Source organism: Streptosporangium jomthongense (assembly GCF_042650425.1).
Taxonomy (GTDB): Bacteria; Actinomycetota; Actinomycetes; order Streptosporangiales; family Streptosporangiaceae; genus Streptosporangium.
Genome location: NZ_JBHSBC010000008.1, coordinates 118,099 through 139,916, shown reverse-complemented (window position 1 = coordinate 139,916; position 21,818 = coordinate 118,099). Strand labels below are relative to the sequence as shown.

Genomic DNA, 21,818 nt, shown 5'->3' with positions numbered 1-21,818 from the left:
CAGCGGCACCAGGGCTATCGGCCAGGACCTGTCCAAGCTCCAGTCGAGCACGACGTCCTCCATGGCCAGCATGGAATCCACCGTCGTCCGATCGCTCGACGAGATTGAGCAGGCGATCCGCGACGGGCTCGACCCCTCCGAGGCGATCCGCGAGCTCGACCGGTTCGAGTCCGCGCTCGACGCCAGTTTCGACGAGATGCTCGACGAAGCCGATGCCTTCGCGGCCGAGCTCGACGCCGCGATCGACGCGGCCTTCGACGAGCTCGACGACGTCGCCCAGGAGGCAGGGAAACGTACGGGCGATCAGCTCGTCAACTCCCTGCAGGCCGGGGTTCGGGACGTCGACCGTGTCGGCCGGGAAGCCGGGGAGCAGCTCGTCGACGGCCTCGACGACGGCCTCGACGAGGCCCGCCGGGTCGCACGCCGTCGCGGCGAGCAGTCGGGTGAGGAGTTCGGCGACGGCACGGAGGACTCCGGCCGGCCACGCGTCGCCGCCGCTGGGGACGGCTTCATGTCCACCCTGAAGGGTCTCGGGTGGGCGGCCGCGGGCGCCGCGATCGGTGAACTGCTGATGTCCGGCTTCGAGTCGGCGCTCGACGCGGAGGACGCCAAGGCCAAGCTGATCGCTCAGTTGGGGGCGACGGGTAAGGAGTCGGAGAAGCTCGGCAAGGCGGCCGGCGCCTTGTACGCGCAGGCGTACGGCGACAGCATGGACGAGGTCGCCGAGGCCCTAGGCGCGGTCGGATCCACGCTGGTGGACGTCGGCAAGGTCAGCCAGGCCAGCCTGCAGGCCACCACCGCCAAGGCGCTCGACCTGGCGAAGATCTTCGACATCGACGTCAACCGATCGGTCGCGTCGGTCGGGATCCTGATCAAGACCGGGATGGCGAAGAACGCCTCCGAGGCCTTCGACCTCATCACCGCCTCCCTGCAGCGGGTCCCGGCTGCGGTCCGCGAGGACCTCCTCGACGCCGCCGACGAATACTCGGTGTTCTTCAAGGGCCTCGGAATTTCCGGCGAGGAGGCTTTCGGCATCCTGGCCAAGGCGGCCGAGGGCGGCACGATTCAGCTCGACAAAGCTGGCGACGCCCTCAAGGAATTCCGCATCCGGTCGGTCGACATGTCGGCCTCCAGCGTCGCTGCGTACAAGACGCTGGGCCTCAACGCGGAGGACATGTCGAAGAAGATCCTCGCCGGTGGCCCCAGCGCGAAGAAGGCCTTCCAGCAGATCCTCGACGGCATCCTCAGCATTCACGACCCAGTGAAGCGGGAACAGGTCGCCGTCGCGCTTTTCGGCACGCAATTTGAAGACCTCGGCAACATCGACGCGTTGGCCGCGCTCCGCCCGGCATCGAACGCCTTGGATGATGTCGGTGGAGCCGCGAAGCGGGCCGGTGACGCGCTGCACGACACAGCGTCGAATCGCATCGAGGAATTCAAGCGAGGCATTTCCCAGAACCTGACCAATTTCCTCGGCGGGGGNGGGCCCTCCCCCGACAAGGTCAGCGCGGGGTTCGAATTTTCTGGCGCTCTGGACAAACTTCAGGAGTGGGCCGGGAAAGGTAAGGAAATCTGGGATTCCGTCACTGGGGATATTCAGGAATGGGTGACGGAAAATCAGGCGACGATCCAGGAATGGGGGGCCACCCTCCAGGAGGGGATGGCGTCAGTCGGCGAAACCGTAGACGACGCCCTCGCCATTGCGAAAGAGCTGTGGGACGAGTACGGCGACGACGTGATCGCCACCGTCACCTGGCTGGTAGACACCTTCCTCTCGATTTGGAATGGCTTCTGGGGCACCGTTTCCGGGGCGATAAAAATTGCCAAAGGCCTCCTCACCGGGGACATGGAGGAGGTGAAAGAGGGCCTCCGCAAAATCTGGGACTCCCTATGGCAGATGGCGGAGGACCAGGTAAAGCGCAGCATCGCCGCAATCAAGTCGAGCGCCTCGAAGGGCTGGGAAGACCTGCGCTCCGACACGGTCGCCGTGTGGAATCGCATGACGAAAGCCATTAATGACGGCGTGCAGGACGCCATCAAGTACGTGCAGGGCCTCCCCAAGAAGATAAACACAGTTTTCGCGAATGTCGGGAATTGGCTTCTCCAGGCCGGGCGCGACCTGATCCAGGGCATGATCAACGGTGTCCGGGCGAAAGCCGGGGAGCTTGCGGACTCCGCGAGAAACGTCGTGAACAGCGCGGTCACGGCCGCGAAGAACGCACTTGGAATCCATTCCCCGTCCAAGGTTTTCGAGGAAATCGGCCACTGGACCGTCAAGGGTCTCATCGTCGGCCTGACGAAGGAAGGCGAGAACGCCAAGTCGGTCGTCGAGAAGATGGTCGAGGACATCAAGAAGGCCTTCAAGGGCAAGCCTGAGGTCGCCGATGGCCTGCTCGACTTCGTGAAGGGCGGCAACGACTCGCTCGCGGCCCTGGCGAAGCAGCGCGAGGAGCTCGTCGCGAAGCTGGCGGCGGCGAAGGAGTACGCGAAGACCGTCGCCGGGTCGGCTGAGGAATGGGCGTCGATCACCGGCCTGAAGGCCGAGGATCTCACCGGGGCCGGGGACATGGCGTCCCAGCTGCAAAGCAAGGCGTCCGCGATAAACAGCTTCGCGAACGACATTCAGGCTCTCGCCAAAAAGGGCCTGAACAAAAAAGTCTTGCAGGACATCATTGACGCAGGCGTGGAAAAGGGCGCTTCTTTCGCGGAAATGCTGGTCGGCAGCGACGGCTCCGAAATCAAGGCGCTCAATAAGGCGCAAGCTGCGGTGGACAAGGCGTCCAAGAAGCTCGGGAAATCGTCGGCTGACGCCCTGTATGACGTCGGCAAAAAGTCGGGCGAGGGATATCTCAAGGGCTTGCAGGATTCCCTGAAGAAGCTCGACGCGGAAATGGCGAAAATCGCGAAAGCCCTTGTCGCGGCCATCAAGAAGGAACTCAAGATTAAGTCTCCGTCGCAGGTGATGGCGGAGATCGGCGGCTACACCGTGGACGGCCTGATCCAGGGCATCCAGGCCCGGGAGGGGGCGGCCACGGAGACGCTCACCGCGCTGGTCACCAAGGCCGTGGCCGGCGCCTCCGCAGCGTCCACGCTGGGCGGGGACTCCGTCGCGAAGGCCGCGAAGGCGTCGACGACGAAGATCCCCATCAACAACATGGTGGCCGGATCCAACGCGGGCGACTACGCGGTCGGCAAGGACGCCGGTTCCCCGACCGGCACGTACGGCGGCGGCGGCGTGAAGGTCGAGATCAACACCCCGTCCATGACGGTCCGCGAGGAGGCCGACGTCCACAAGATCGGGGCGCAGGTCGGCTTCGATTTCCTCTCCCGAGGCAACATCTGAAACCCCCAAGGAGGTTCGGCGTGGCCGGACTACAGGCGTACACCCCCGCCGACCTGGCTCGGCTCCGGTCCGTGCAGGCCCGCCCCCGAGGGTGGTCGCACCGGGTGAAGCCGAAGGCGCGTGAGTACCGGGACACCCAGACCGGGCACTGGATCAAGGTCATCACGAACGAGGACGGCAACAAGATTCGGATGCGGTGGGCGGGCCAGGACGCCCACGTCATCCTCCCCCACATCCGATTCAACCCGTGGACCGGTCTGGTCCGTGAGGAGCGCGACTGACCATGGCGAAACGAATCGTGAGGCGCGGCAGCCAGCAGATACGCGCCGAGCTGGAGCTGCTGGAGGCGCTGGAGCCGATCGCTGATGAGCACCAGGAGGCGAAGGAGGCGTACCGGGCCGCCCTCGCCTCCGGTGACCGGGAGGCGATCGAGGCGGCGAAGGAGCGCAAGCTCCAGGCGTCGAACCAGCTAAACGAGACCCGCACCTGGCTCAGACGAGAGCAGGAGATTGTTCATCTCGCCGCGACGATCGTCGCGATCGAGCAGCGGCTCGCCGGGCCGATCCTCGACCAAGACGGCGAGGAAGACGCCGCCCAGCGCGCTGAGCTGGAGGCGGCGGTGGGGCAGGCGCGCTCCCAGCTGGAGCGTGCGCAGGCTGAGGCGGCCGTGGTCCGGCGGGAGCTGGCCGCACTGACTGGGGCGGAGGCCTGACATGCCGAGTGGGATCTACCTCCCGACGATGGAAGACATCTGGGACAGCACCCAGCTGGCGCTGGATTTCGACGCTGAGACGCATAAGTGGGCGCTCTACACGTCGAGCCGGTCGCCTGACTACAACGCCAACACCGCGTACTCGTCGACGAACGAGATCAGCGGCACGGGGTACACCGCGGGCGGCAAGGTCGTCACTGGGACCGCATTCTCCCGGCCAGGCGCCGGAGTGTCGAAGTACTCGACCGACGCCGTCCAATGGACCAGCTCCACGCTCAGCGGCGTCCAGCACATCGACATGTACGCCGACGCCCTCGCCGGGGACAACCTCATGGTCGGCATCGCCCTCGCCGTCCCCGTCAACACGAGCGACGGGACCCTGCTGGTCACCCCGCACTCTTCAGGGCTGTTCACGGTCGACTGGACCCCGTAGCTTCGCCGAACTCTGCTCATCGCTCATCTCAACGTGAAGGAGGTGGGGGATGACCGTCGGCATCGCCACCAGCCCCGCACTTGTGCAGCGGTGGACCACTGGAACGCTCACCACCGCGGCCTTCAACGCGGCGGCACAGACGGTCCTGGTGGCGTGTGTCGCGGCGTTCAACGCCGCCCCCACCGTCACGTCTGGTGGCGGCCTGACCTGGACCCGACGCGTTCAGCGCGTCTACTCCGGCGCCTACCACGAGATCTGGACAGCTCCCTGCGCGGCCGGGGCCTCCGGTATCACCGCGTCCGTTACCGGGTCCTGGAGCGGGGCCGCGCTCAAGGTCTACGTCGTCACCGGGGCGAGCCTGGCCACCCCGGTGGGGGCGACCGGAAACAACTCGACGGCCGTCAACAACTCGAACGTCGCCGCCTACACCTCAACAGGTGCAGGAAGCCGGGGCTTCCTGGTCGCCGTCGAATACACAACGGGCAGCCCGACTTCGACGGATGATTTCACGGCATTCGGCGACTCCAGCCACTTCTGGGGGCTGGTCGCGGCCAAGGCCGCCAACACGCCAACGGCTGGGACCAGCGTCACGTTCAACCTCGACGCAGCCGGATCCGGGACGGCCGACTGGCAATGGGCCGCCATTGAGGTCCTCACCGGCTCCGTGGACGCGAACGTCACCCCGGACCCCGTCACCGCAACCGCCTCCGTGCCTACCCCGACTGTGGCATATGGTGCGGGCGCCCACCCGGACCCCGTCACCGCCGCGGCGACGGTCCCTGACCCGGGAGTGTCCGCAGGGGTGAATGCTCACCCGGACCCCGTCACCGCGACCACCACGGTCCCGACGGTGTCCGTCAGCACGGAACCGACCGAGCTCGTCTCGGCCGGCCCCGTCACCGCGACCACAACGGTCCCGGCCCCGGGAGTGTCCGCAGACGCGAGCACCACCCTCACCGCCGTCACCGCGACCACGGCGGTCCTGGCCCCGACAGTGCGGGTGGACGCGACCGTCATCATGGGCGTCGTCGCGGTCTCCGCCTCAGTGCCCGGCCCGGTCGTGGATGCGCCGATCCTTCCGGGCGACAAGGTGACCAGGGCGGGCCAGGCTGAGTGGCAGGGATTCCTGCTTGGGTCCGGAACGCCGTACAGCTGGCAGGAGCTGACCGGGTGGCGCACCCTGCCCCCAGTCGTGTCCGGCAACGTCGACCAGCCGCTCGGCCACGGCAGCTATGACGGGCAGCCGTACCTGGCCGAGCGCACCGTCACCTGGGCGACGCTCATCAAGGCGGCCCGGACCGAGATCGGCCGGACCGTGCGGGACCTCGAGCTGGCGACCGGCATCTCCACCACGGAGGACCCCGGGTCACTGGTCATCTGGGACTTCGATGATGACCAGCCGTACCTGGTGTACGGGCACCTGACGCAGCGGGAGCCGGGCCCCGTCAACCGGCAGGCGAGGCTCGGATTGTCCCGGGGCGTCATCCAGTGGGTGTGCTCGGATCCGCGCCGGTACTCGGTGGTCCGGTACTCGGCGGTGATTCCGCTTGACGTCGAGACGGCGGTGCTGAACGACGGCAACACGGACACACCGGAGATCCTCCGGATTCCGGGGCCCGCGACAACGCCGCAGATCGACAACCTGACGCTCGACCGCGTGGTCGGGTTCGACATCACGGTGCCCGACGGGCAGACGCTGGAGATCGACACGAAGCACGGCACGGTCGTCCTGAACGGGGACGACGAGCTCTCCACCCTCATCGAAGGCTCCACGTCGATCAAGGATTTCGTGCTCGGTCCCGGCCCCAACACGCTCCTGTACTCGACCGCGTCCGGCGGCACCGCAGGTGCCGCCGTCCTGTGGCGCCACGCCATCGCCTGACCTGGAGGAGGTGTCGTGTCCGCTGACCCCCGCGCCATCAAGGTGACCGAAGTGGCCGGCCCGTACGACCTGGCCGACGCCCCCACTGGTATCCAGGCGGGGGACCTTCTTGTCGCGGTCATCACCGTGGAGAGCCACGCGACAGCGCCCACCATCACCGGGGGCGCCCCGTGGGTCTCGGTCCACCAAGTCGATGAGCGCGACCTGAAGACGTATCTCTTCACGCAGGTCGCAGGCCCCACGAACCCCTCGGCCTACCAGATTACGCAGGATGCGTCGTCGAGCGGGCTCGCCACCATCCTGCACCTGCGCGGCGCTACACCTGCTGGCCTCACGCTGGTGTCCGACACGTGGAACAGCACTTTCACCTACGTGGGGGTGTGGGGTCGGCCAGCATCTCCTGGGGCGGCTGGAGGAGTGGAGGTGCGGTATGCCGCCACGTACCGTATCTCCACCCCTGGCCCGACGTGGATCGTGGGGAGCGGCTACGAATCCCGGCAGTCCGGTAGCGGCCCCATATTTTCCTGGGTGGGCGCGAAGGGGCTGGTGTCCAGCGCGGACCTGCCCCAGCTGCAGTTCTCGTCCAGCACTGTGTCAGCGTGGACCACGTACACGCTGGTGGTGCAGCCCGGCGCCACGGTGCCGTCGACGCCGCCTGTTCCGGCGTTCACCCCGGGGCGCGGGTCCGCGCTCTACAGGTATACGGCGCACGACTTCCTGACCGGCGAGTACCGCGACGACCTGTACCCGCAGGGCGTCACCTACGACAAGAGGATCAGCGAGGCCGGTGCTTTCTCCGGGACCCTGCCGGTCCCCAACCGCAGGGTCGCCCAGGCCGTACGGCGCGTCATCCCCCTCACCCGCTCCGACCTGACGACCGGGCCCGGCCGGATCGAGATCCGCATCTGGCGGGACGGGGTCTTGGCCGGGAGGTATTGGCTGCACGGGGCGAGGGTCGCGCGCGGCAGGGATGGGAAGGTCTCCGTGCATCTGCGCGCCAGCACCTTGGACTCGTACTTCTTCTCCGTCCGCGTCCGCACATCGCTGTCGTACTCGGGCAACCAGATCACCAACGCGAGGGCGTTGCTGACGCACGCGCAGGCGCAGCCCGGAGCCAACATCGGCTTGCAGCTGCAGGGCGGGACGGGCGGCGGGTCCCGGGCGTTGGAAGTGAAGCCGGACTCCGGCACGTCGTACGGCCGCATCCTTCAGGAGTACGCCAGGACCAGCGACGGGTTCGAGTACACCCTCATCGAGGAGGTCGGTCCGGACGGAGTCACGTCGACCTGGGTGTGGGGCGCACCGAAGATCGTCAGCGACACGGTGCACGTCTTCACCGAGTCCCCGCACGGCGGGGAGATTGACCAGTGGTCGATCGACATCGACGCGCTCAGAGGCGGTACGGACTGGGACGTGCGCGGCGGCACCCCTGAGGGGGACGCGACGGAGGACCGGGCCCCGGTCTACTCGACGACGAAGACCACCGCTCACCGTGCGGCCGGGTGGCCCCGCATCGACCACCTCGTCGACCACCCCACCCAGTCGACGGACACCAGCACGCTGAACGCGTACGCGGATTACTGGGCTGACCGTGCGGGCGGCGCCGTGTGGGTCCGGTCCGTGACCGTCATCCTCGGCCGTCACTCCAGCCTGAACATGAACAGCCTCGGCGACCTCGCCCGGCAGGTCATGACCAACGTCTGGCACGAACGCGTCGACGGAGGCGCCGGATACGACGCGTCGGAACGCATCATCGGCATCGCCGTCACGCCCGCGGAGAAGGGCGTCGGCAAGGACATCGTTCAGCTCATCTTGGAGAGCGAGGCCACATGACGGACCTGTACGGCACGGACCTGTCGCGCATCATCCAGGACCTGCTGAAGCGCATCGAGCGCCTGGAGGCCGCCCAGAGGTCCGGGCCGGGCCTGACGGTCGGCAAGGCGTCCGGCCCGTTCAACCTGCCGTCGGGCAGCGCAGCGACTCCGCCCAGCGGCGCCAATCTCATCTACGACGGGTCGATGGTGCGGTACGTGGACTCCTCCGGCACCAACCGGCCGCTCGGGATCGTCCAGACGACGACGCCCCAGTACCCGACCTCCTTCACCAGTCCGGCGTCGATCGTCAGCGCACCCACCGCGTCGAACTACAACGCGTTGCGCGCGGACGCGGCGATGCTGCAGGTGTGCCTGCGGGACGTCATCAACCGGGGCGCCGCGATCCCGCTGTGGCCGTCCCCCTGAGCCGGGAGGGCGCCCGTGTGGAGGGTGCGCTTCCGAGGGATGCGCGGGCGCTCTCCCACCCCCGATGACAGATCTGTCATCGGCCTTTCACACCGTCTGACCTGGCGGAATGCCTTCCCGGGGCCATCCCCGATGACAGATGACAGATCTCCCCCTGTTATCGCCCCACGTGCGCGCGCACGCGTACGCGTGAGGGGGGAACCCGGCGGAACCTGTCATCCGTCACGGCCACCCTGGCATCCGCGCGTTCCTGCACGTCAACCCACTTACCACCGTTGTGACGGATCGCACGGATCCGTCACCCCCTCCAAACGGGAGCCCATGTGACCGAGATCCTGGCCGTCTGCGTGGCACTGGCCACCCTTGCCGGGGGCGCTGCCGTCGTCGTCAAGTTCTTCGGCCTGGTCAAGCGCGTCCACGACTGGCTGGACGACTGGCAGGGAGAACCGGCGCGCCCTGGGGTCCCGGCCCGGCCGGGCGTGATGTCCCGCCTGGAGGCGATCGAGGCGCGCACCGAGGTGATCGAGGCGCAGTTGAAACCGAACGGCGGCTCCTCGACGCGCGACGTCGTCAACCGTGTGGAGGCGAGCGTCCGCCGCGTCGAGCACGCCCTCACCACCCCCGACTTCCCTCCGGAGGCATGAACCATGGCCCAGATCATCAGCCGCGCAGGGTGGGGCGCCCGACCGCCGTCCCAGCGGCTCGTCCGCATCGCTTCCACCCGGGGCGTGAAAATTCACTACACAGGCGGACACGTCCCTACTGACATTGTGACCGACCACCGTCGGTGCATTGAGCTCGTCCTGTCGATCCAGCGGATGCACATGGCGGGTGGCAGGGAGCAGCCGTACTCGGACATCGGGTACTCGATGGTGGCCTGCCCGCACCGGCGGGTGTTCATCGGTCGTGGCCCCGGCTACATCCCGGCTGCGAACGGGCCTGGCCTCAACAGCCAGCACTACGCGGTGCTCGCCCTCGTCGGCAGCACGGGTTTCACGCAGCCGAACGACGAGCTGCTGCACGCCGTACTCGACGCCGTTGACTACCTGCGGGAGCACGGCGGCGCCGGCCGCGAGATCCGAGGTCACCGGGACGGTTACGCGACGTCGTGCCCGGGCGGCCCGCTGTACGCGTGGGTCCGCGCTGGGGCGCCGCGGCCCGCCGAGAAGAAGCCCGCCCCCACCCTTGAGGAGGCCTTGGTGAAGAAGCTCCCCGTCCTGAAGAAGGGCGACCGCGGCTGGGACGTCAAGACCATGCACTACCTGCTGCTCGCGAGGGACTACGCGCTCGATCCGAAGATCGACGACACCACGTTCACCTCCGCCCACGAGCAGGGCGTCCGCGGGCTGCAGGCCGCGGCCGGGATCACCGTGGACGGCATCGTCGGCCCGGCGACGTGGCCGGTGCTGCTCCGCATCGCCTGACCATCCATTCCTGGCCGTCGAGGTGGCGGCCACGACCTCCTTGGAGGGCTTCATGAAGGACGCGAACAAGCGGTCCATCCGGACCGTCCTGCAGACTGCGGTCGGCGTCGCCGTCGCGCTCCCGATGATCGTGGACGCGTCCGGGGTGCCGGAGGCGCTGCCCTGGGTCGCCGGGGCACTCGCGGTCGCCGGTGGTTTCGCGCGGGTGATGGCGCTGCCGAGCGTGCAGGCCCTGCTCCCGTCCTGGCTGCGTACGGACGGCGGTACGTCGGGGTATCACCCGGGTGTGCATTCCGATCGGGATCTGCGCGGCCTGTAGTCTTGGCGGTCGGGGTCCGGCTGTGCGGCCAGCTCGCCGGGCCCCACTGAGTTCTGTACAACTGAATGATTTCGAGGGTTGTGGCCTGCAAAGCCGCAGGTGAGCAAGTGTGGTCCCCGCGTATGCGGGGATGGTCCCTGCTTCTTGGTCAGCGCGTCCACTGCCTTACTGTGGTCCCCGCGCATGCGGGGATGGTCCGATCGTTGCGTCTACCCAGATCGCGTGCTTGCCGTGGTCCCCGCGCATGCGGGGATGGTCCCTGCTTGTAGTAGTCCGTGATCTTCTCCAGCTTGTGGTCCCCGCGCATGCGGGGTTAAAGCCCCCGCCCGTTCTCCTCGTGAGAGCGGGCGGGGGCTTTTCGTCGTGTTGGCCGCCGTTGAGCAGCGCCGCGTGGGATGCTCCCGATCAGGTTCCTCTACGTTCGGGAGGCGTCACATGAAGATCACGTTCCTCGGCAAGGACCCCGAGAGCCAGGACGATGAATGTCCAAGCCTGTACGACACCGACGCCGGCACCTACCTCGTGCAGGGGTGGCAGACCTCGAACCCGGCTGTCGTGGAAGTGCCGTGCCGCCTGATGACCCGCATGGCCAACAGCGGCCAGCTCGACTCCCCCAGCGACGGCCAGCCCGTCGAGATCGTCCGCACCAGCCAGGACACCTACCTGATCCGTGGACGCCAGGTGACGGACCCCGAAGCGCGTCTCTCCCTGCAGCCGGTCGCGGAGTTCGAGACCGTCATCGAAGTGGCCCTAGGGCTGCGCGACAAGGTTCGGGAGGAGTACGCCGATGCAGCTGGAGCGTGACGAGTGGCGGGCCCGGTTCGCCAACGTGAAGCACGGCGCGTTCCACCTGGAGCTGCGCGACGTCTACGGCGTCCCCGCTGAGTCGGGCCCCTTCACCCGGTGGTTGGCCGGGATCCCGGAGACAGACGAGGAGATCACGGCCCGCCGGAGCGGGTGGGGGGCTCTCGTGCAGGGCATCACCAGCACGGGCCGCACCGTCCGGCGCGTGAGGGTGGTCACCGAGCCGCACACCGACTACATCCGGTGGGAACACGAGGGAACCGCCTTCAACGTGGAGTTCGGCGAGGACATCCGGTGGCTTCCCCGCCACCAGTTCCCGACCGACCTCGCCCTGCCCGTGGAGGGGCACGACTGGTGGCTCCTCGACGAGACCTCCGTCGTGGTCAACCTGGTCGACGCCGAAGGCCGCGCGGCTGGGATGGAACTCGTCGAGGACCCAGCCGTCGTCGCTGACTGCGTGCGGGTACGTGACCTGTTGTGGCCTCTGGGGATCCCGCACGCCGACTACAAGCCGGTCACCGCCTGACCCTGATGTCCAAGCAGGCTGAGCAGGCCCGGCAAGCGCTCGGCGCCCGCCTCCGGGAGATCCGCAAGGACGCGCACCTCACGGGGCGGGCGCTTGCTGCATTGGCCGGGTGGCACCCGTCCAAAATTACGCAGCTGGAGCTCGGCAAGCGCGGGCCGTCCGAGAAGGACCTGCGCGCTTGGGCCCTGCACTGTGGTGCTGAGAATCAGCTGGCTGACCTGATCGCCACGGTGCGCGGCATCGACTCCGCCTACGTCGAGTGGCGGCGGCAGCTTCGCACGGGCCTCCGGCGCCGTCAGGAGGCGAGCGCGTCGCTGTATGAGCGGGCGGCCCTGCTACGGATCTACCAACCGGGCGTACCGCCCGCACTGCTACAGACGGCCGAGTACGCGGAGGTGGTTCTCCGGTCCCGGCAGCGGTTCCGGGACCTGCCTGACGACGTCATGGCGGCGGTCGCGGCACGGATGGACCGGCAACGGGTGCTGTACTTCGGGGGGCGCCGGTTCCTTGTGGTCCTGGAGGAGCAGGTGCTCCTCACGCGGTTCGGCGACGACAAGGTGATGGCCGGCCAGTTGGACCGTCTACTGGACGTCATGGGCATGCAGCGGGTCAGTCTCGGCATCATCCCTGCGGCCGGGCCGCGGCTGATCGGGCCGGGCGAAGGGTTCGTGGTTTTCGACAACGAGCTGGTGCGGGTGGAGACGACGAGCGCTCAGTTGACGGTCACGCAGCCTGCGGAGGTCGCCGTGTACGCGCACGCGTTCGCGGCGATGCAGGCGGCAGCGGTGTATGGGGCGGAGGCCCGGGCCCTGGTGGAGGTTGCGCGGGCGAGGCTGTCAATTTAAGTCAACGTCCTTCAGGCCGGACGCCTCCCGGCCGTAGCGTCCTGACCATGGGCGATGACCTCCAGCACCCCCAGAAATTCCACGGCCGTCGGCGCCGTACACGCGACCTCCCGGAGCCCCCGGCCCCAACCGACCAGAGGTGGCCGGCCATCCACGCGTCGTGGTCCGGGATCGTGACCATCTGGGCCCTGCCCGTTCCCCGTCAGGAGTCTGCGCCGTCGGGTGAGCCCCGGTGAGCCGGGCCGACGACCAGGAACGGTTGCGGCTTCTCCTGGGGCCGTACGACCCGTGGCGCGCGTACAAAGTTCGTGTCCCCGACGACCTCTCGCAGGTCCCAGGCGTCCGGAAATGTAAGCACTGCGGGCGGAAGATCGTGTCCTCGTCCTCGGCGCTGGGGCGGCTGTGGGTGAGCGCCCGCGCCGTGGCCTCCTGCTCGACGTCCCCGGACGGGGGACACGAGCCCGCGCCCGACTGACCAGACTCCCGGCTCCTGTCTCGCTTGCCAGGGCCGGGCGGCGCCCTGGGCTCTTCTGGAGGGGAGACCCCCGGGGGCGCCTCATGCGGCCCTCCGTGCAGCATCACCTGCACGGGGGCCGCACCTTTTTGACGGTTTACTCCCCAATATTTCGGTGCGTACTGGTGGGGGCGACCAGGGGGTATTGTGGGTCGCGCATAGGTGGTGGTACTGATAGCGCCTTGCTATGGAGTGACCAGGCGTTCATCTCTTGACAGAGGACGGGCGCGTATTCACTGGTCAGCGGACACCCGTTACCCATCGGATGAGCGGCTGAAATCATCGGTGTCATATTCCGGCCGACGGTCGCGCGACCAGGCCGTTCTTGAGTGTCCGCAGGTCATTCCCCATCCCGCGAACATCAGGGGTGGCGCCAAAGACCTCCGGCACAACCGGAGTCAATGTCGTTGTCAGGCCCGGTCATCGCCCACGGGAGAACGACCGGGCCGGTCAGCGCCCCGAGGCCAATGACCACACGAACCACCGGGGGGTACGGCGGAGCGGCCGGGATACGGAGAGACTGCGCCCCGCACCGTGGACACGCCGCGTTGACAACAGTATTAAATAGGAAACCTTCCTGTGCAATGAATAACGGCGGTCCGTTTCGGACACACCTTTTCCATCCGGGCCGACCACCGCAAAGACGGGCGCCGTTTCCCGGGCCGGGTTTTCCCCGGGCCGTCCGGGCGGCCTCCACGAAAAGGTCCGCCCGGAGGAAAAGAGAAGAGGGCGGCGCCGCACGGTCGCGGGCCGCCCTCTCGAATCCGGCTAACGACAGGTTTCGTATTCCAGCGCCGGAGCGTACATCCAGGCCAGACGGCCACCGGCCAGGTAGACGGCACGTCTGCCATTGACCTGGTTGGGCTTCATCACATAGGAACTTGGCCCGGTAACGGGGGAATCATCCGCCTTCGGATCCTGATAGACCAGCTCGGCGCCCATGTAACTGACGTACACACTCGACCCGCCATGACCTGTGTTGACCTTGTAGATGTTGACGGTGCAGGGGGCCGCCTGGGCGGGAATGGCCGATACGGTGGTCAATCCGCTCCCGAGAAGCGCCGCGACGGCGGCGGCCGTCGCGGCGCTTCGGAGCGATGAGCGATAGAGCTTCATTGATCCTCCGGAATCGTGTTCTGAGCCGCTGATCACTGCGGCGTTTCCACGATGTCAGAACATGAGCAGCAGCGGTCTAATCCCATGGTTTGTGGCCTCAAAAGCATCGGCCACATCCTTCTCGGCACGCTCATCCGGAAGATGAAAATCTTTCCCCTTGATATGATACGTCTTCACTTTTCCAATTTTTTCACTCGAACCAGATTTGCCGCATGAACCCCATCAAGACGACCGGCATGGGACACTACGGAAAACGCAGGGGCTGTCCGTGGCGTTCGAGCCAGGCCGCGTAGACGGGGACCTTCAGCGCCTCGCTCCAGTACCTGCGGATCGCACTGCTGATCAGGGAGACCACGTGCTCGGCCAGCGGACCGTGCCGGGTCCAGGCGATGATGTAGCGGAACAACATGGGGGTGCCCACCAGCGGGCGGACCACGATCCCCGGGTGCGGCTGGTAGATCGCCTGGAACATTCCCACACACCTGCCCGCTCTGATCAGGTCGTAGGCCAGGGCGGGACTGACCGAGAAGTTCAGCCTGGGGGCGAAACCGTGCTTCCTGCAGGCGTCCCAGAAGTGCTCCCTGTGACCCACCTCCGCCTGCGGGGGCATCGCCCAGTCGTCGCCGGCCAGGTCGGCCAGGTCGATCTCCTCCTGCCGGGCCAGCGGATGGGACTCCGCGAGCCCGATGAAGATCGGTTCGATCACCGGGATCTCGTACACCACCCCGGGCGGCGGCGTCAGCTCGTAGCCCGGATAGTCACCCAGGACGGCCAGTTCCAGCCTGCCCGTCTCCATGAAGGAGTGCAGGGTGTCCATGCACTCCTCGGTACGGATGGTGAAGTCCACCCCGGGCACCAGGTCGTACATGCAGTTGCTGACGTATCCCGCCAGCGACATCGGCGCACAGCCGACCCGCACGAGAGGTTTCCCCGTACCCCGCTCGACGTAGTGGCGCGCATCCCGTTGCAGGGTGCCGAAGGCGTGCAACAGCGAACTCGACCGCTCCAGCATCCATCCGCCGAGCGCGGTCGGGCGGCTGCCCTCGTGGGCCCGTTCGAACAGCTGGCCGCCGAGCATGCGCTCTATGCGCTGCAGCTGACCGGCCAGCGCGGGCTGGGACAGTCCGAGGGAGGAGGCCGCCTTGGAGATACTGCCGTGCTCGGCGATCGCATGGATGACCCGAAGATGGCGCATTTCCATGTCCATGCGGCGATGATAGGGAGAAACCCTACCATTTTAAATCAAAATCCAATAGCGATTTCACAGGGTTCCAAGACTGTGCACATCTTTCCGGGTCAAACGAGAGAGCGCTCCCCTGTCCGCCGCCGCCCCGCGCGCCCCGGCACCCCCCCACCGCGCGGTACGGCGGCACCGCCACCTCGCCCCCGCCGGGCCGTACCGGGACCCGATCCGGGCGGCGCCCCTCGGGGCCACGGGGCGGCACCCAAATGAAGTTCGCGTTCTCTCCATAAGCCTTATATGGCGAACTATCCGCTCTTTTATGGTTTTTCCCTTTCGTACGGCCTCGCCAACGCGATCGGTCCCCGGGGGACTTTCTTCCGCGAAAGGGGGAACTCTCCCTCCTCTCATGACCGTTTCTGTCGGAGACGTCGTTCACACTCACTGCTTCGACCCCCTGACGACGGGAGCTGACACGATGGCGGACCGGCGACCGGCCGGAAGAAGACGACCCTCGGGCGCGGGAAAGCGCGGGAAGGGAGGCGAGACCGGTCTCCTGCTCTGGCTCTTCGGCGCCGCGCTGGTGTTCCTGCTGCTCAGGGCGGCCCTGCCCTTCCTGCAGCGGAACTGGCCGTGGTTCGTGGCCGCCGCCGTCGCCGCGCTCGTCCTGGCCACGGCCTTCGCCGTGGCGCGCGCCAGGGCGACGGCCGAGCGGGAGCGCAGGTGGTTCCGGGAGAACTCCGAGCTGGAGCGGGTCGACCGGCTGACGGGGGCGGAGTTCGAGAGGCTCACCGCGGAACTGCTGCGCCGGGACGGCTTCCGTCATGTCAGGCTGCTCGGCGGCGCGGGCGACCGGGGCGTCGACCTGACCGCGATCGGCCCCGGGGGCCGCCCCTTCGCCTTCCAGTGCAAGCGCTACACCGGCAGCGTCGGCGCCCCCCAGGTCCGCGACTTCCTCGGCGCGCTGGCCCACGCCTTCGCCGGGCACACCGGCGTCCTGGTCACCTCCGGCCGCCTCACCCGCCCCGCCCTGACCGAGGCGAACCAGGGCGGGCTGATCCTCGTCGAGCGTGAGCGGCTGGCCGCCTGGCTCGGCGGCGAGGCCCTCCTGCCCGGCCGTACGGCTCGCGGGGGCTGAGCCCTCCCACCGGGCGTGACTCAGGCGCTGTATGCCTTGGTATATGTCATATTTCTCACTTCGACTGGCGTAATGATCTATGTTAGTCAGGTCGAAAAGTAAGGACATAATGGGATTTTGACGCGTTCATATCACGGCGAGACCACCCCGTTTCCTCGGTGCCGGGAAGGGCAACCATGATCGCGGTTTCAGTGGTCGACGACGACCGGATGCTGCTCGACGGACTGACCGCCTGGTTCTCCGGAGTCCCCGACATACGCCTGGCGGGCACCGCCCGCACGGTCACAGAACTGCTCTCCAGAGGACACGCCCCCGCCGACGTGGTGATCCTCGACCTGCTCCTGGCCGACCGCTCCGACCCGATCGGCAACGTACGCAGGATCGTGGCCACGGGCAGCCGGGTGCTCGTGGTGAGCGTGATCACCTCACCGAGCATGGGCTCCCAGGTCGTCAGGGCCGGGGCCGGTGGATACCTCACCAAGGACCACGACCTGAGCGTGCTGACCTCCGCCGTCCGCGAGGTCGCCACCCGGGGAAGCACGCACTCCCCCGAACTGGCGCTCTGCTGGCTGTCCGACCGCGCTGCCGACCGCCCCGTGCTCTCCCCCCAGGAACGGGCCGTACTGCTGGCCTACGCGTCGGGGATGACGCTGTCCGCGGCGGCCCGCAGCGCGGGAGTCCAGCCGGGAACCGCCAAGAACTACCTCGACCGGGTCAAGGAGAAGTACCGCAGAGCGGGCAGACCCGCCTACACCAAACTCGACCTCGCCACCCGGGTGAGGGAGGACGGCTGGTTGAGATAGCTGTGTCTCTTTGCTCCGCCTTCGGCGGCGCGGGTTGTGTCTCTTTGCGACGCCTGGCGGCGTCGCGGGCTTGGGCGCCCCGAGTCGGCGCTTTCCCTCGTCGCTGTGTCTCCTTGCTCCGCCTGACGGCGTCGCGGGGCTTGGGCGCCCCGAGTCGGCGCTTTCCCTCGTCACTCCGTCGCTTCGCTCCTGCGTTCCTCAGTCCAAGCACCGACGCGCCCAAGCCGGACGCTCCTCATACTTGGCGCCGGTAAAGCACAAGGTCAAACCCTCGCGCACGGCACCGGTACGGCACAAGCCGACGCTCCTCACGGGCGAGGGGATCTCTTGAGGGTCCGTCTGGAACGCGGGCCACTTGGTGGGGGCGCGACGGGGTCGTGCACCGCGGGTCAGCCGTGTGCGCCGCGGTCACTCTGACGCCCGGCCCCTCCGGGCCCGGTGGGGGGCCGGGCTCCGTCTCGGTTGACGTGACCGTCGAGGACCGGCCCCGCCCCGCTCCCTGCCGGGTCACCGGGCCAGACCAGTTCGACGCAGGTGCCCTCGCCTTCGGCGGACAGGACGGTGACCTGACCGCCGACCTCCCGCATGCGGCCGGCGACGGAGGAGGCGAGCCCGAATCCCGGGGCTGTGGAGGCCGGGTCGAAGCCTCTCCCCCGGTCCACGACGCGCACGGTCACCCGACGGCCCCGGCCGTCCTCAGGAACGTTCCCGTGCGCGTCCTCGCCGATGACCGTCAGCCAGGCCTCCTTCGTCGCCGAGTGCAGGGCCACGTTGTTGAGCGCCTCCTGGGAGGCGTCCGCGAGAGCGGAGACGACGGCCGCGGGCACCCGCTCGGGCAGGCAGGCCGCGGCGTAGCGGACCCGCAGCCCGAGCCCGGAGGCCCTGGTGATCACCTTGGCCAGGCTGTCCTCCAGGCGGGCGGCCGTTCCGGTGCCCTCGCGCCCGATGAGCAGCCTGACGTACTCCGCGTCGGCGGCACAGCGCAGCCGTACCTGCTCCTCCCTGTGGTCGAGACCGCCGCGGGCGATGGCCGTCAGGGTGGTGAGCACCGTGTCGTGCAGCCGCCGGTAGTGCGCCAGACGCTCGGCGGAACGCGCCTGGTCGGCGACGTGGCCCGTCTCTGTGGCCAGCCGCCGGTCGGCCAGGTCGTCCAGGCGGTTCGCCTGCGCCCGCAGGTAACGGTGGATGAAGCAGACGATGACCGCGAACCACAGGTAGGAGTTCAGGCGCACCGCGATGTCGATCGGCAACGGGTACCTGCTGCCGAGGTCGCCCGCGTGCGCCACCAGGTAGGCCAGTGCGGGCGGCAGCAGCGCCCACGCCCACGCGAGGGACTCCGCGACCGCCCCGGTCAACGCCCCCGTGGCCATGAGGGCCGACGACGACCAGTTCGCCGGGGCTCGGGAGTCACCGAGGCAGTTGGCGCCGACCGCCGGCAGGAGCCCGCAGGTCACCGCGACGTCCGCGGCCACCGCCCAGCGGGCGAACCAGCCCCGGCGCCGGGTGGTCACGACCAGTGCGGCGTTCCAGGCGACCGCGACGGCCAGCAGGACCACGTTCAGCGCGGCGCTCCGGTAGAGGCGGTCGGCGCTGAAGACTCCCGCGACGGCGGGCACCAGGTAGCTCGCGCGCTGCAGGACCAGCAGCATCACGACGAACCGGTTGACCCGATCCCGTCCCGGCCGGGCCGCGAGGTACTCGGAGTCACGCCAGCCAAGGGAGCATGAGCGCCGCACCCGTTCTCTCCACTCTCCCCGGCGCCGTTCCGGGGTCCGCCGACCGTCACACCCCCCGTCACACCCCCGTGTACTTCCCCGTCAGTCTTCACCGAAGACGCGGCCCGCGCCATGCGGAGGGCGTGGCCACCTCAGGCCGCGCCGCCCGCGGAACGGTGCGAACCCACGGTTGTCCCGGTCCGGGCGTGTCCGGACGGCGCGGCGGGGTCAGCCGTTGAGCAGGTCGTTCCTGGCGTGGCGCAGGTCGTCGAAGGAGGACAGGTCGGGGACGGTCCAGCCGTTCAGGTCGTACTCCCCGAGGCACCGCTCGACGAACGCCTTGTAGTCGTCGATCTGCCCCGACGCGCCCTGCCCGAGCAGCAGCTCGACGCGGGTGCTCTCGTGGTTGCCCGCGTAGTTGAGCTCGTACAGCTCGTGCCGGCCGCCGAACTCGGTGCCGACCGCGTCCCACAGCAGCTTCATGACCTTGACCCGCTCGACGGCGTCCACCCCGTTCGAGCCCCGGACGAATCTGTCCAGGTAGGGACGGATGTCCGGGTTCTTGAAGTCGTCGGCGCTGGAGTTGACGTAGATCAGCCCGCTGGCGACGTCCTTCAGCACGATCTCCCTGATCCTGGGGTAGCCGACCTGCATGAACCACCGGTAGGCCATGCCGTACTGGGGGTTGGGCAGCACCGCGCCGTTGCGCCACGGGACGGGGTTGCGCGCGGCGGCGTCCGACAGCGCCCAGAAGAGGTTCCGCCAGGCCAGGACCTCGCCCATCCTGCTCTGCACGCCCCGGAAGTCCCTGGTGCCGGTGATCTCAAGCGCCTTGGCCAGCAGGCCCGCGATGAACTCCAGTTTCACCGCCAGGCGGGTACAGCCGTGGAAGGTGAAGCGCTCGATGAAGCCGGAGTGCCCGGTGAACAGCTGGACCTTTCCCACGTCGCCGTAGACGAAGACGTTCTCCCAGGGGATGAGGACCTTGTCCAGCACCAGGATGGTGTCGTTCTCGTCGAGGCGCGAGGAGAGCGGGTAGTCGAAGGGACTGCCCATCACCGCCGCGGCGGCGGTGTAGGAGGGGCGGCAGATCAGCTTCATCCCCCGCGCGCCCATCGGCACCGTGGCCACCAGCGCGAACTCCCGTCTCTTGATCGGCAGTCCGTAGTGGGCGATGAAGTTGTAGTGGGTGAGCGCCGAGCCGGTGGCGACCACCTTGGCCCCGCTGACGACCAGGCCCGCGTCGGTCTCCCGCTCCACGTGGACGAAGACGTCGGCGACCTCGTCCGGCGGGCGGCTGCGGTCGACCGGGGGATGGACGATGGCGTGGTTCCAGTAGAGGACCTTCTCCTGCGACTCGGCGTACCACCGGCGCGCGTTGTCGGCGAAGGGCTCGTAGAAGTCGGCGTTCGCGCCGAGCGTGCCGAGGAAGGAGGCCTTGTAGTCGGGGCTGCGGCCCATCCAGCCGTAGCTCATGCGCGCCCACTCGGCGATGGCCCGCTGGTCGGCGACGAGGTCCTCGGCGCTGTGCGGCGTGGTGAAGAACCTGTGGGTGTATCCGCCGCTTCCCGTGTCGGTCGGCGCGGTGAGGACCTCGCGCCTGGCCGGGTCGTGCAGCGCGTCGTAGAGCCGCGCCGTCATCCGGATGGGGTTGCGGAAGGCCGGGTGGGTCGTGGGGTCCTTGACGCGTTCGCCGTACACGTAGATCTCACGGTCGTCGCGCAGGCTCTCGATGTACTCCTCACCGGTCAGCGGGCGGGTCACGGGGCCTGTCTGCTCGTCTCGCACCTCGACTCCTCGGGGAAGTTGTGGGCGGCGCCGCGGAACTCAATGGTGACACCCGGTGGTGGCGATGCCTTTCTCCCAGATTGCGCTGATCACCGCGGTTCTCCCGGACAGCGCAATCCGAGAGATGCGGGGCCCCGGGGCCGGGTGGGACGGTCGGAGGGTGAGCACACCGGAGGCGGTCGCCGCCATCGCCGGTGGATGACAGTGGATGACAGGGGCGTCCGGCTCCGGGCGGTTCCCGACCGTCTCATGGGGACCACCGTTCTCCCGCCTTCCGTGACCGTACGAGCGGCACGCCTCCCGGTTCTCATCCGCTAGTTCCCAGCTGGTTCCCAGGAGGAAATGGTGCTGACCGCCGACGTTCCCGCATCAGGACGGCCGACCGGCCGCGTGTCCGAGTCGCCCCCGGCCCGGCGGGAGGACCCGTCCTGTCCGCCGGGGGACGACAAGGAGACGGAGGGTGTGACCTGGACCCTGGCACGGAGGAGGGCGGCGCGTGCCCGCGCGTGCCCGTCCCCCGCCTGGGAGATTCCGGACGAGGCCGCCTGAGACTTCCCGACGACCATCGGACAGCCAGGAGAAAGGGAGAAACATGACAACGACCAGCCCCTCGGACGCTGACAGGGCCGCCGTGGCGGCCGTCCCCCAGCGCGTCGTCGACGCGTGGGCCGAACACGACGCGGAGGCCTTCGCCGGCGTCTTCACCGAGGACGGGAGCATGATCCTGCCCGGCCTCTACCGCAAGGGCCGTCAGGAGATCCACTCGTTCATGGCGGAGGCGTTCGAGGGCCCGTTCAAGGGCACCCAGGTGACCGGGCGCCCGATCGACATCAGGTTCCTCGGCGAGACGACCGGGGTGCTGATCACGCAGGGCGGCGTGCTGGCTCCGGGTGAGACCGAGGTCTCCCCGGAACGCGCCATCCGGGCCTCCTGGCTGGTCGTCAAGGAGGACGGCCAATGGCGGCTCGCCGCCTACCAGAACAGCCCCGTCAACCCGGCCTGACCCGCTCGCGCGGACGCCGCCCGGCCCCACGGC

The 21,818-nt window shown here is 68.3% G+C and carries 20 protein-coding genes; 16 read left to right on the top strand and 4 right to left on the bottom strand.

Going from position 1 to position 21,818, the window contains the following annotated elements; genetic code table 11:
- The first annotated feature begins 61 nt into the window (after positions 1-61).
- The 13 genes from ACFOYY_RS08540 to ACFOYY_RS08480 all read left to right on the top strand — a co-directional run bounded on the left by ACFOYY_RS08540 (position 62) and on the right by ACFOYY_RS08480 (position 12,528).
- Positions 62-3,343, top strand: a complete 3,282-nt coding sequence (locus ACFOYY_RS08540) for a phage tail tape measure protein (protein ID WP_449343613.1) — start codon at positions 62-64, stop codon at positions 3,341-3,343.
- Between the two features lie 20 nt (positions 3,344-3,363).
- Positions 3,364-3,624, top strand: a complete 261-nt coding sequence (locus ACFOYY_RS08535) for a hypothetical protein (RefSeq protein ID WP_386189114.1) — start codon at positions 3,364-3,366, stop codon at positions 3,622-3,624.
- Positions 3,625-3,626: 2 nt separating this feature from the next.
- Positions 3,627-4,055, top strand: coding sequence for a hypothetical protein (locus tag ACFOYY_RS08530; protein ID WP_386189111.1), 429 nt, complete (start codon positions 3,627-3,629; stop codon positions 4,053-4,055).
- 28 nt (positions 4,056-4,083) lie between these two features.
- A complete protein-coding gene (locus ACFOYY_RS08525; protein WP_386189109.1) occupies positions 4,084-4,488 on the top strand; it encodes a hypothetical protein in 405 nt (134 codons plus the stop codon).
- 49 nt (positions 4,489-4,537) lie between these two features.
- Positions 4,538-6,370, top strand: coding sequence for a phage distal tail protein (locus ACFOYY_RS08520; protein ID WP_386189107.1), 1,833 nt, complete (start codon positions 4,538-4,540; stop codon positions 6,368-6,370).
- Between the two features lie 528 nt (positions 6,371-6,898).
- Positions 6,899-8,203, top strand: a complete 1,305-nt coding sequence (locus ACFOYY_RS08515; RefSeq protein WP_386189105.1) for a hypothetical protein — start codon at positions 6,899-6,901, stop codon at positions 8,201-8,203.
- Complete coding sequence (locus ACFOYY_RS08510) at positions 8,200-8,610, top strand: hypothetical protein (protein ID WP_386189103.1); 411 nt, start codon at positions 8,200-8,202, stop codon at positions 8,608-8,610. The genes ACFOYY_RS08515 and ACFOYY_RS08510 overlap by 4 nt, the downstream gene beginning before the upstream one ends.
- A 323-nt stretch (positions 8,611-8,933) precedes the next feature.
- Positions 8,934-9,254 carry a hypothetical protein gene (locus tag ACFOYY_RS08505; RefSeq protein WP_386189101.1) on the top strand — a complete coding sequence of 107 codons (321 nt, stop codon included), beginning with the start codon at positions 8,934-8,936 and terminating at the stop codon, positions 9,252-9,254.
- 126 nt (positions 9,255-9,380) lie between these two features.
- Positions 9,381-10,034, top strand: a complete 654-nt coding sequence (locus tag ACFOYY_RS08500; protein ID WP_386189099.1) for a peptidoglycan recognition protein family protein — start codon at positions 9,381-9,383, stop codon at positions 10,032-10,034.
- A gap of 52 nt (positions 10,035-10,086) precedes the next feature.
- On the top strand, positions 10,087-10,353 hold the full coding sequence (locus tag ACFOYY_RS08495) for a hypothetical protein (protein ID WP_386189097.1): 267 nt from the start codon (positions 10,087-10,089) through the stop codon (positions 10,351-10,353).
- Positions 10,354-10,788: 435 nt separating this feature from the next.
- On the top strand, positions 10,789-11,157 hold the full coding sequence (locus ACFOYY_RS08490) for a hypothetical protein (protein WP_386189095.1): 369 nt from the start codon (positions 10,789-10,791) through the stop codon (positions 11,155-11,157).
- On the top strand, positions 11,141-11,683 hold the full coding sequence (locus tag ACFOYY_RS08485) for a DUF6879 family protein (protein WP_386189093.1): 543 nt from the start codon (positions 11,141-11,143) through the stop codon (positions 11,681-11,683). The genes ACFOYY_RS08490 and ACFOYY_RS08485 overlap by 17 nt, the downstream gene beginning before the upstream one ends.
- A gap of 5 nt (positions 11,684-11,688) precedes the next feature.
- Positions 11,689-12,528, top strand: coding sequence for a helix-turn-helix domain-containing protein (locus ACFOYY_RS08480; protein WP_386189091.1), 840 nt, complete (start codon positions 11,689-11,691; stop codon positions 12,526-12,528).
- Positions 12,529-13,810: 1,282 nt separating this feature from the next.
- Here the strand turns inward: ACFOYY_RS08480 and ACFOYY_RS08475 are convergent.
- A complete protein-coding gene (locus tag ACFOYY_RS08475; protein ID WP_352012623.1) occupies positions 13,811-14,158 on the bottom strand; it encodes a hypothetical protein in 348 nt (115 codons plus the stop codon).
- Positions 14,159-14,402: 244 nt separating this feature from the next.
- Positions 14,403-15,365 carry a LysR family transcriptional regulator gene (locus ACFOYY_RS08470; protein ID WP_352012624.1) on the bottom strand — a complete coding sequence of 321 codons (963 nt, stop codon included), beginning with the start codon at positions 15,363-15,365 and terminating at the stop codon, positions 14,403-14,405.
- A gap of 451 nt (positions 15,366-15,816) precedes the next feature.
- On the opposite strand from ACFOYY_RS08470, the gene ACFOYY_RS08465 reads away from it, so the two are divergent.
- Both ACFOYY_RS08465 and ACFOYY_RS08460 read left to right on the top strand, forming a co-directional pair.
- On the top strand, positions 15,817-16,476 hold the full coding sequence (locus ACFOYY_RS08465; protein WP_352012625.1) for a restriction endonuclease: 660 nt from the start codon (positions 15,817-15,819) through the stop codon (positions 16,474-16,476).
- A gap of 176 nt (positions 16,477-16,652) precedes the next feature.
- On the top strand, positions 16,653-17,279 hold the full coding sequence (locus ACFOYY_RS08460; protein WP_352012626.1) for a response regulator transcription factor: 627 nt from the start codon (positions 16,653-16,655) through the stop codon (positions 17,277-17,279).
- A gap of 389 nt (positions 17,280-17,668) precedes the next feature.
- Here the strand turns inward: ACFOYY_RS08460 and ACFOYY_RS08455 are convergent, their stop codons facing one another.
- A complete protein-coding gene (locus tag ACFOYY_RS08455; protein WP_352012627.1) occupies positions 17,669-19,015 on the bottom strand; it encodes a sensor histidine kinase in 1,347 nt (448 codons plus the stop codon).
- A 207-nt stretch (positions 19,016-19,222) separates the two neighbouring features.
- Positions 19,223-20,782, bottom strand: coding sequence for a 4-hydroxyphenylacetate 3-hydroxylase family protein (locus ACFOYY_RS08450; RefSeq protein WP_362772130.1), 1,560 nt, complete (start codon positions 20,780-20,782; stop codon positions 19,223-19,225).
- Positions 20,783-21,374: 592 nt separating this feature from the next.
- Here ACFOYY_RS08450 and ACFOYY_RS08445 point away from each other — a divergent pair.
- Entirely contained in the window at positions 21,375-21,785 is a 411-nt protein-coding gene (locus ACFOYY_RS08445) for an SgcJ/EcaC family oxidoreductase (protein WP_352012629.1), read from the top strand.
- Positions 21,786-21,818: the final 33 nt, after the last annotated feature.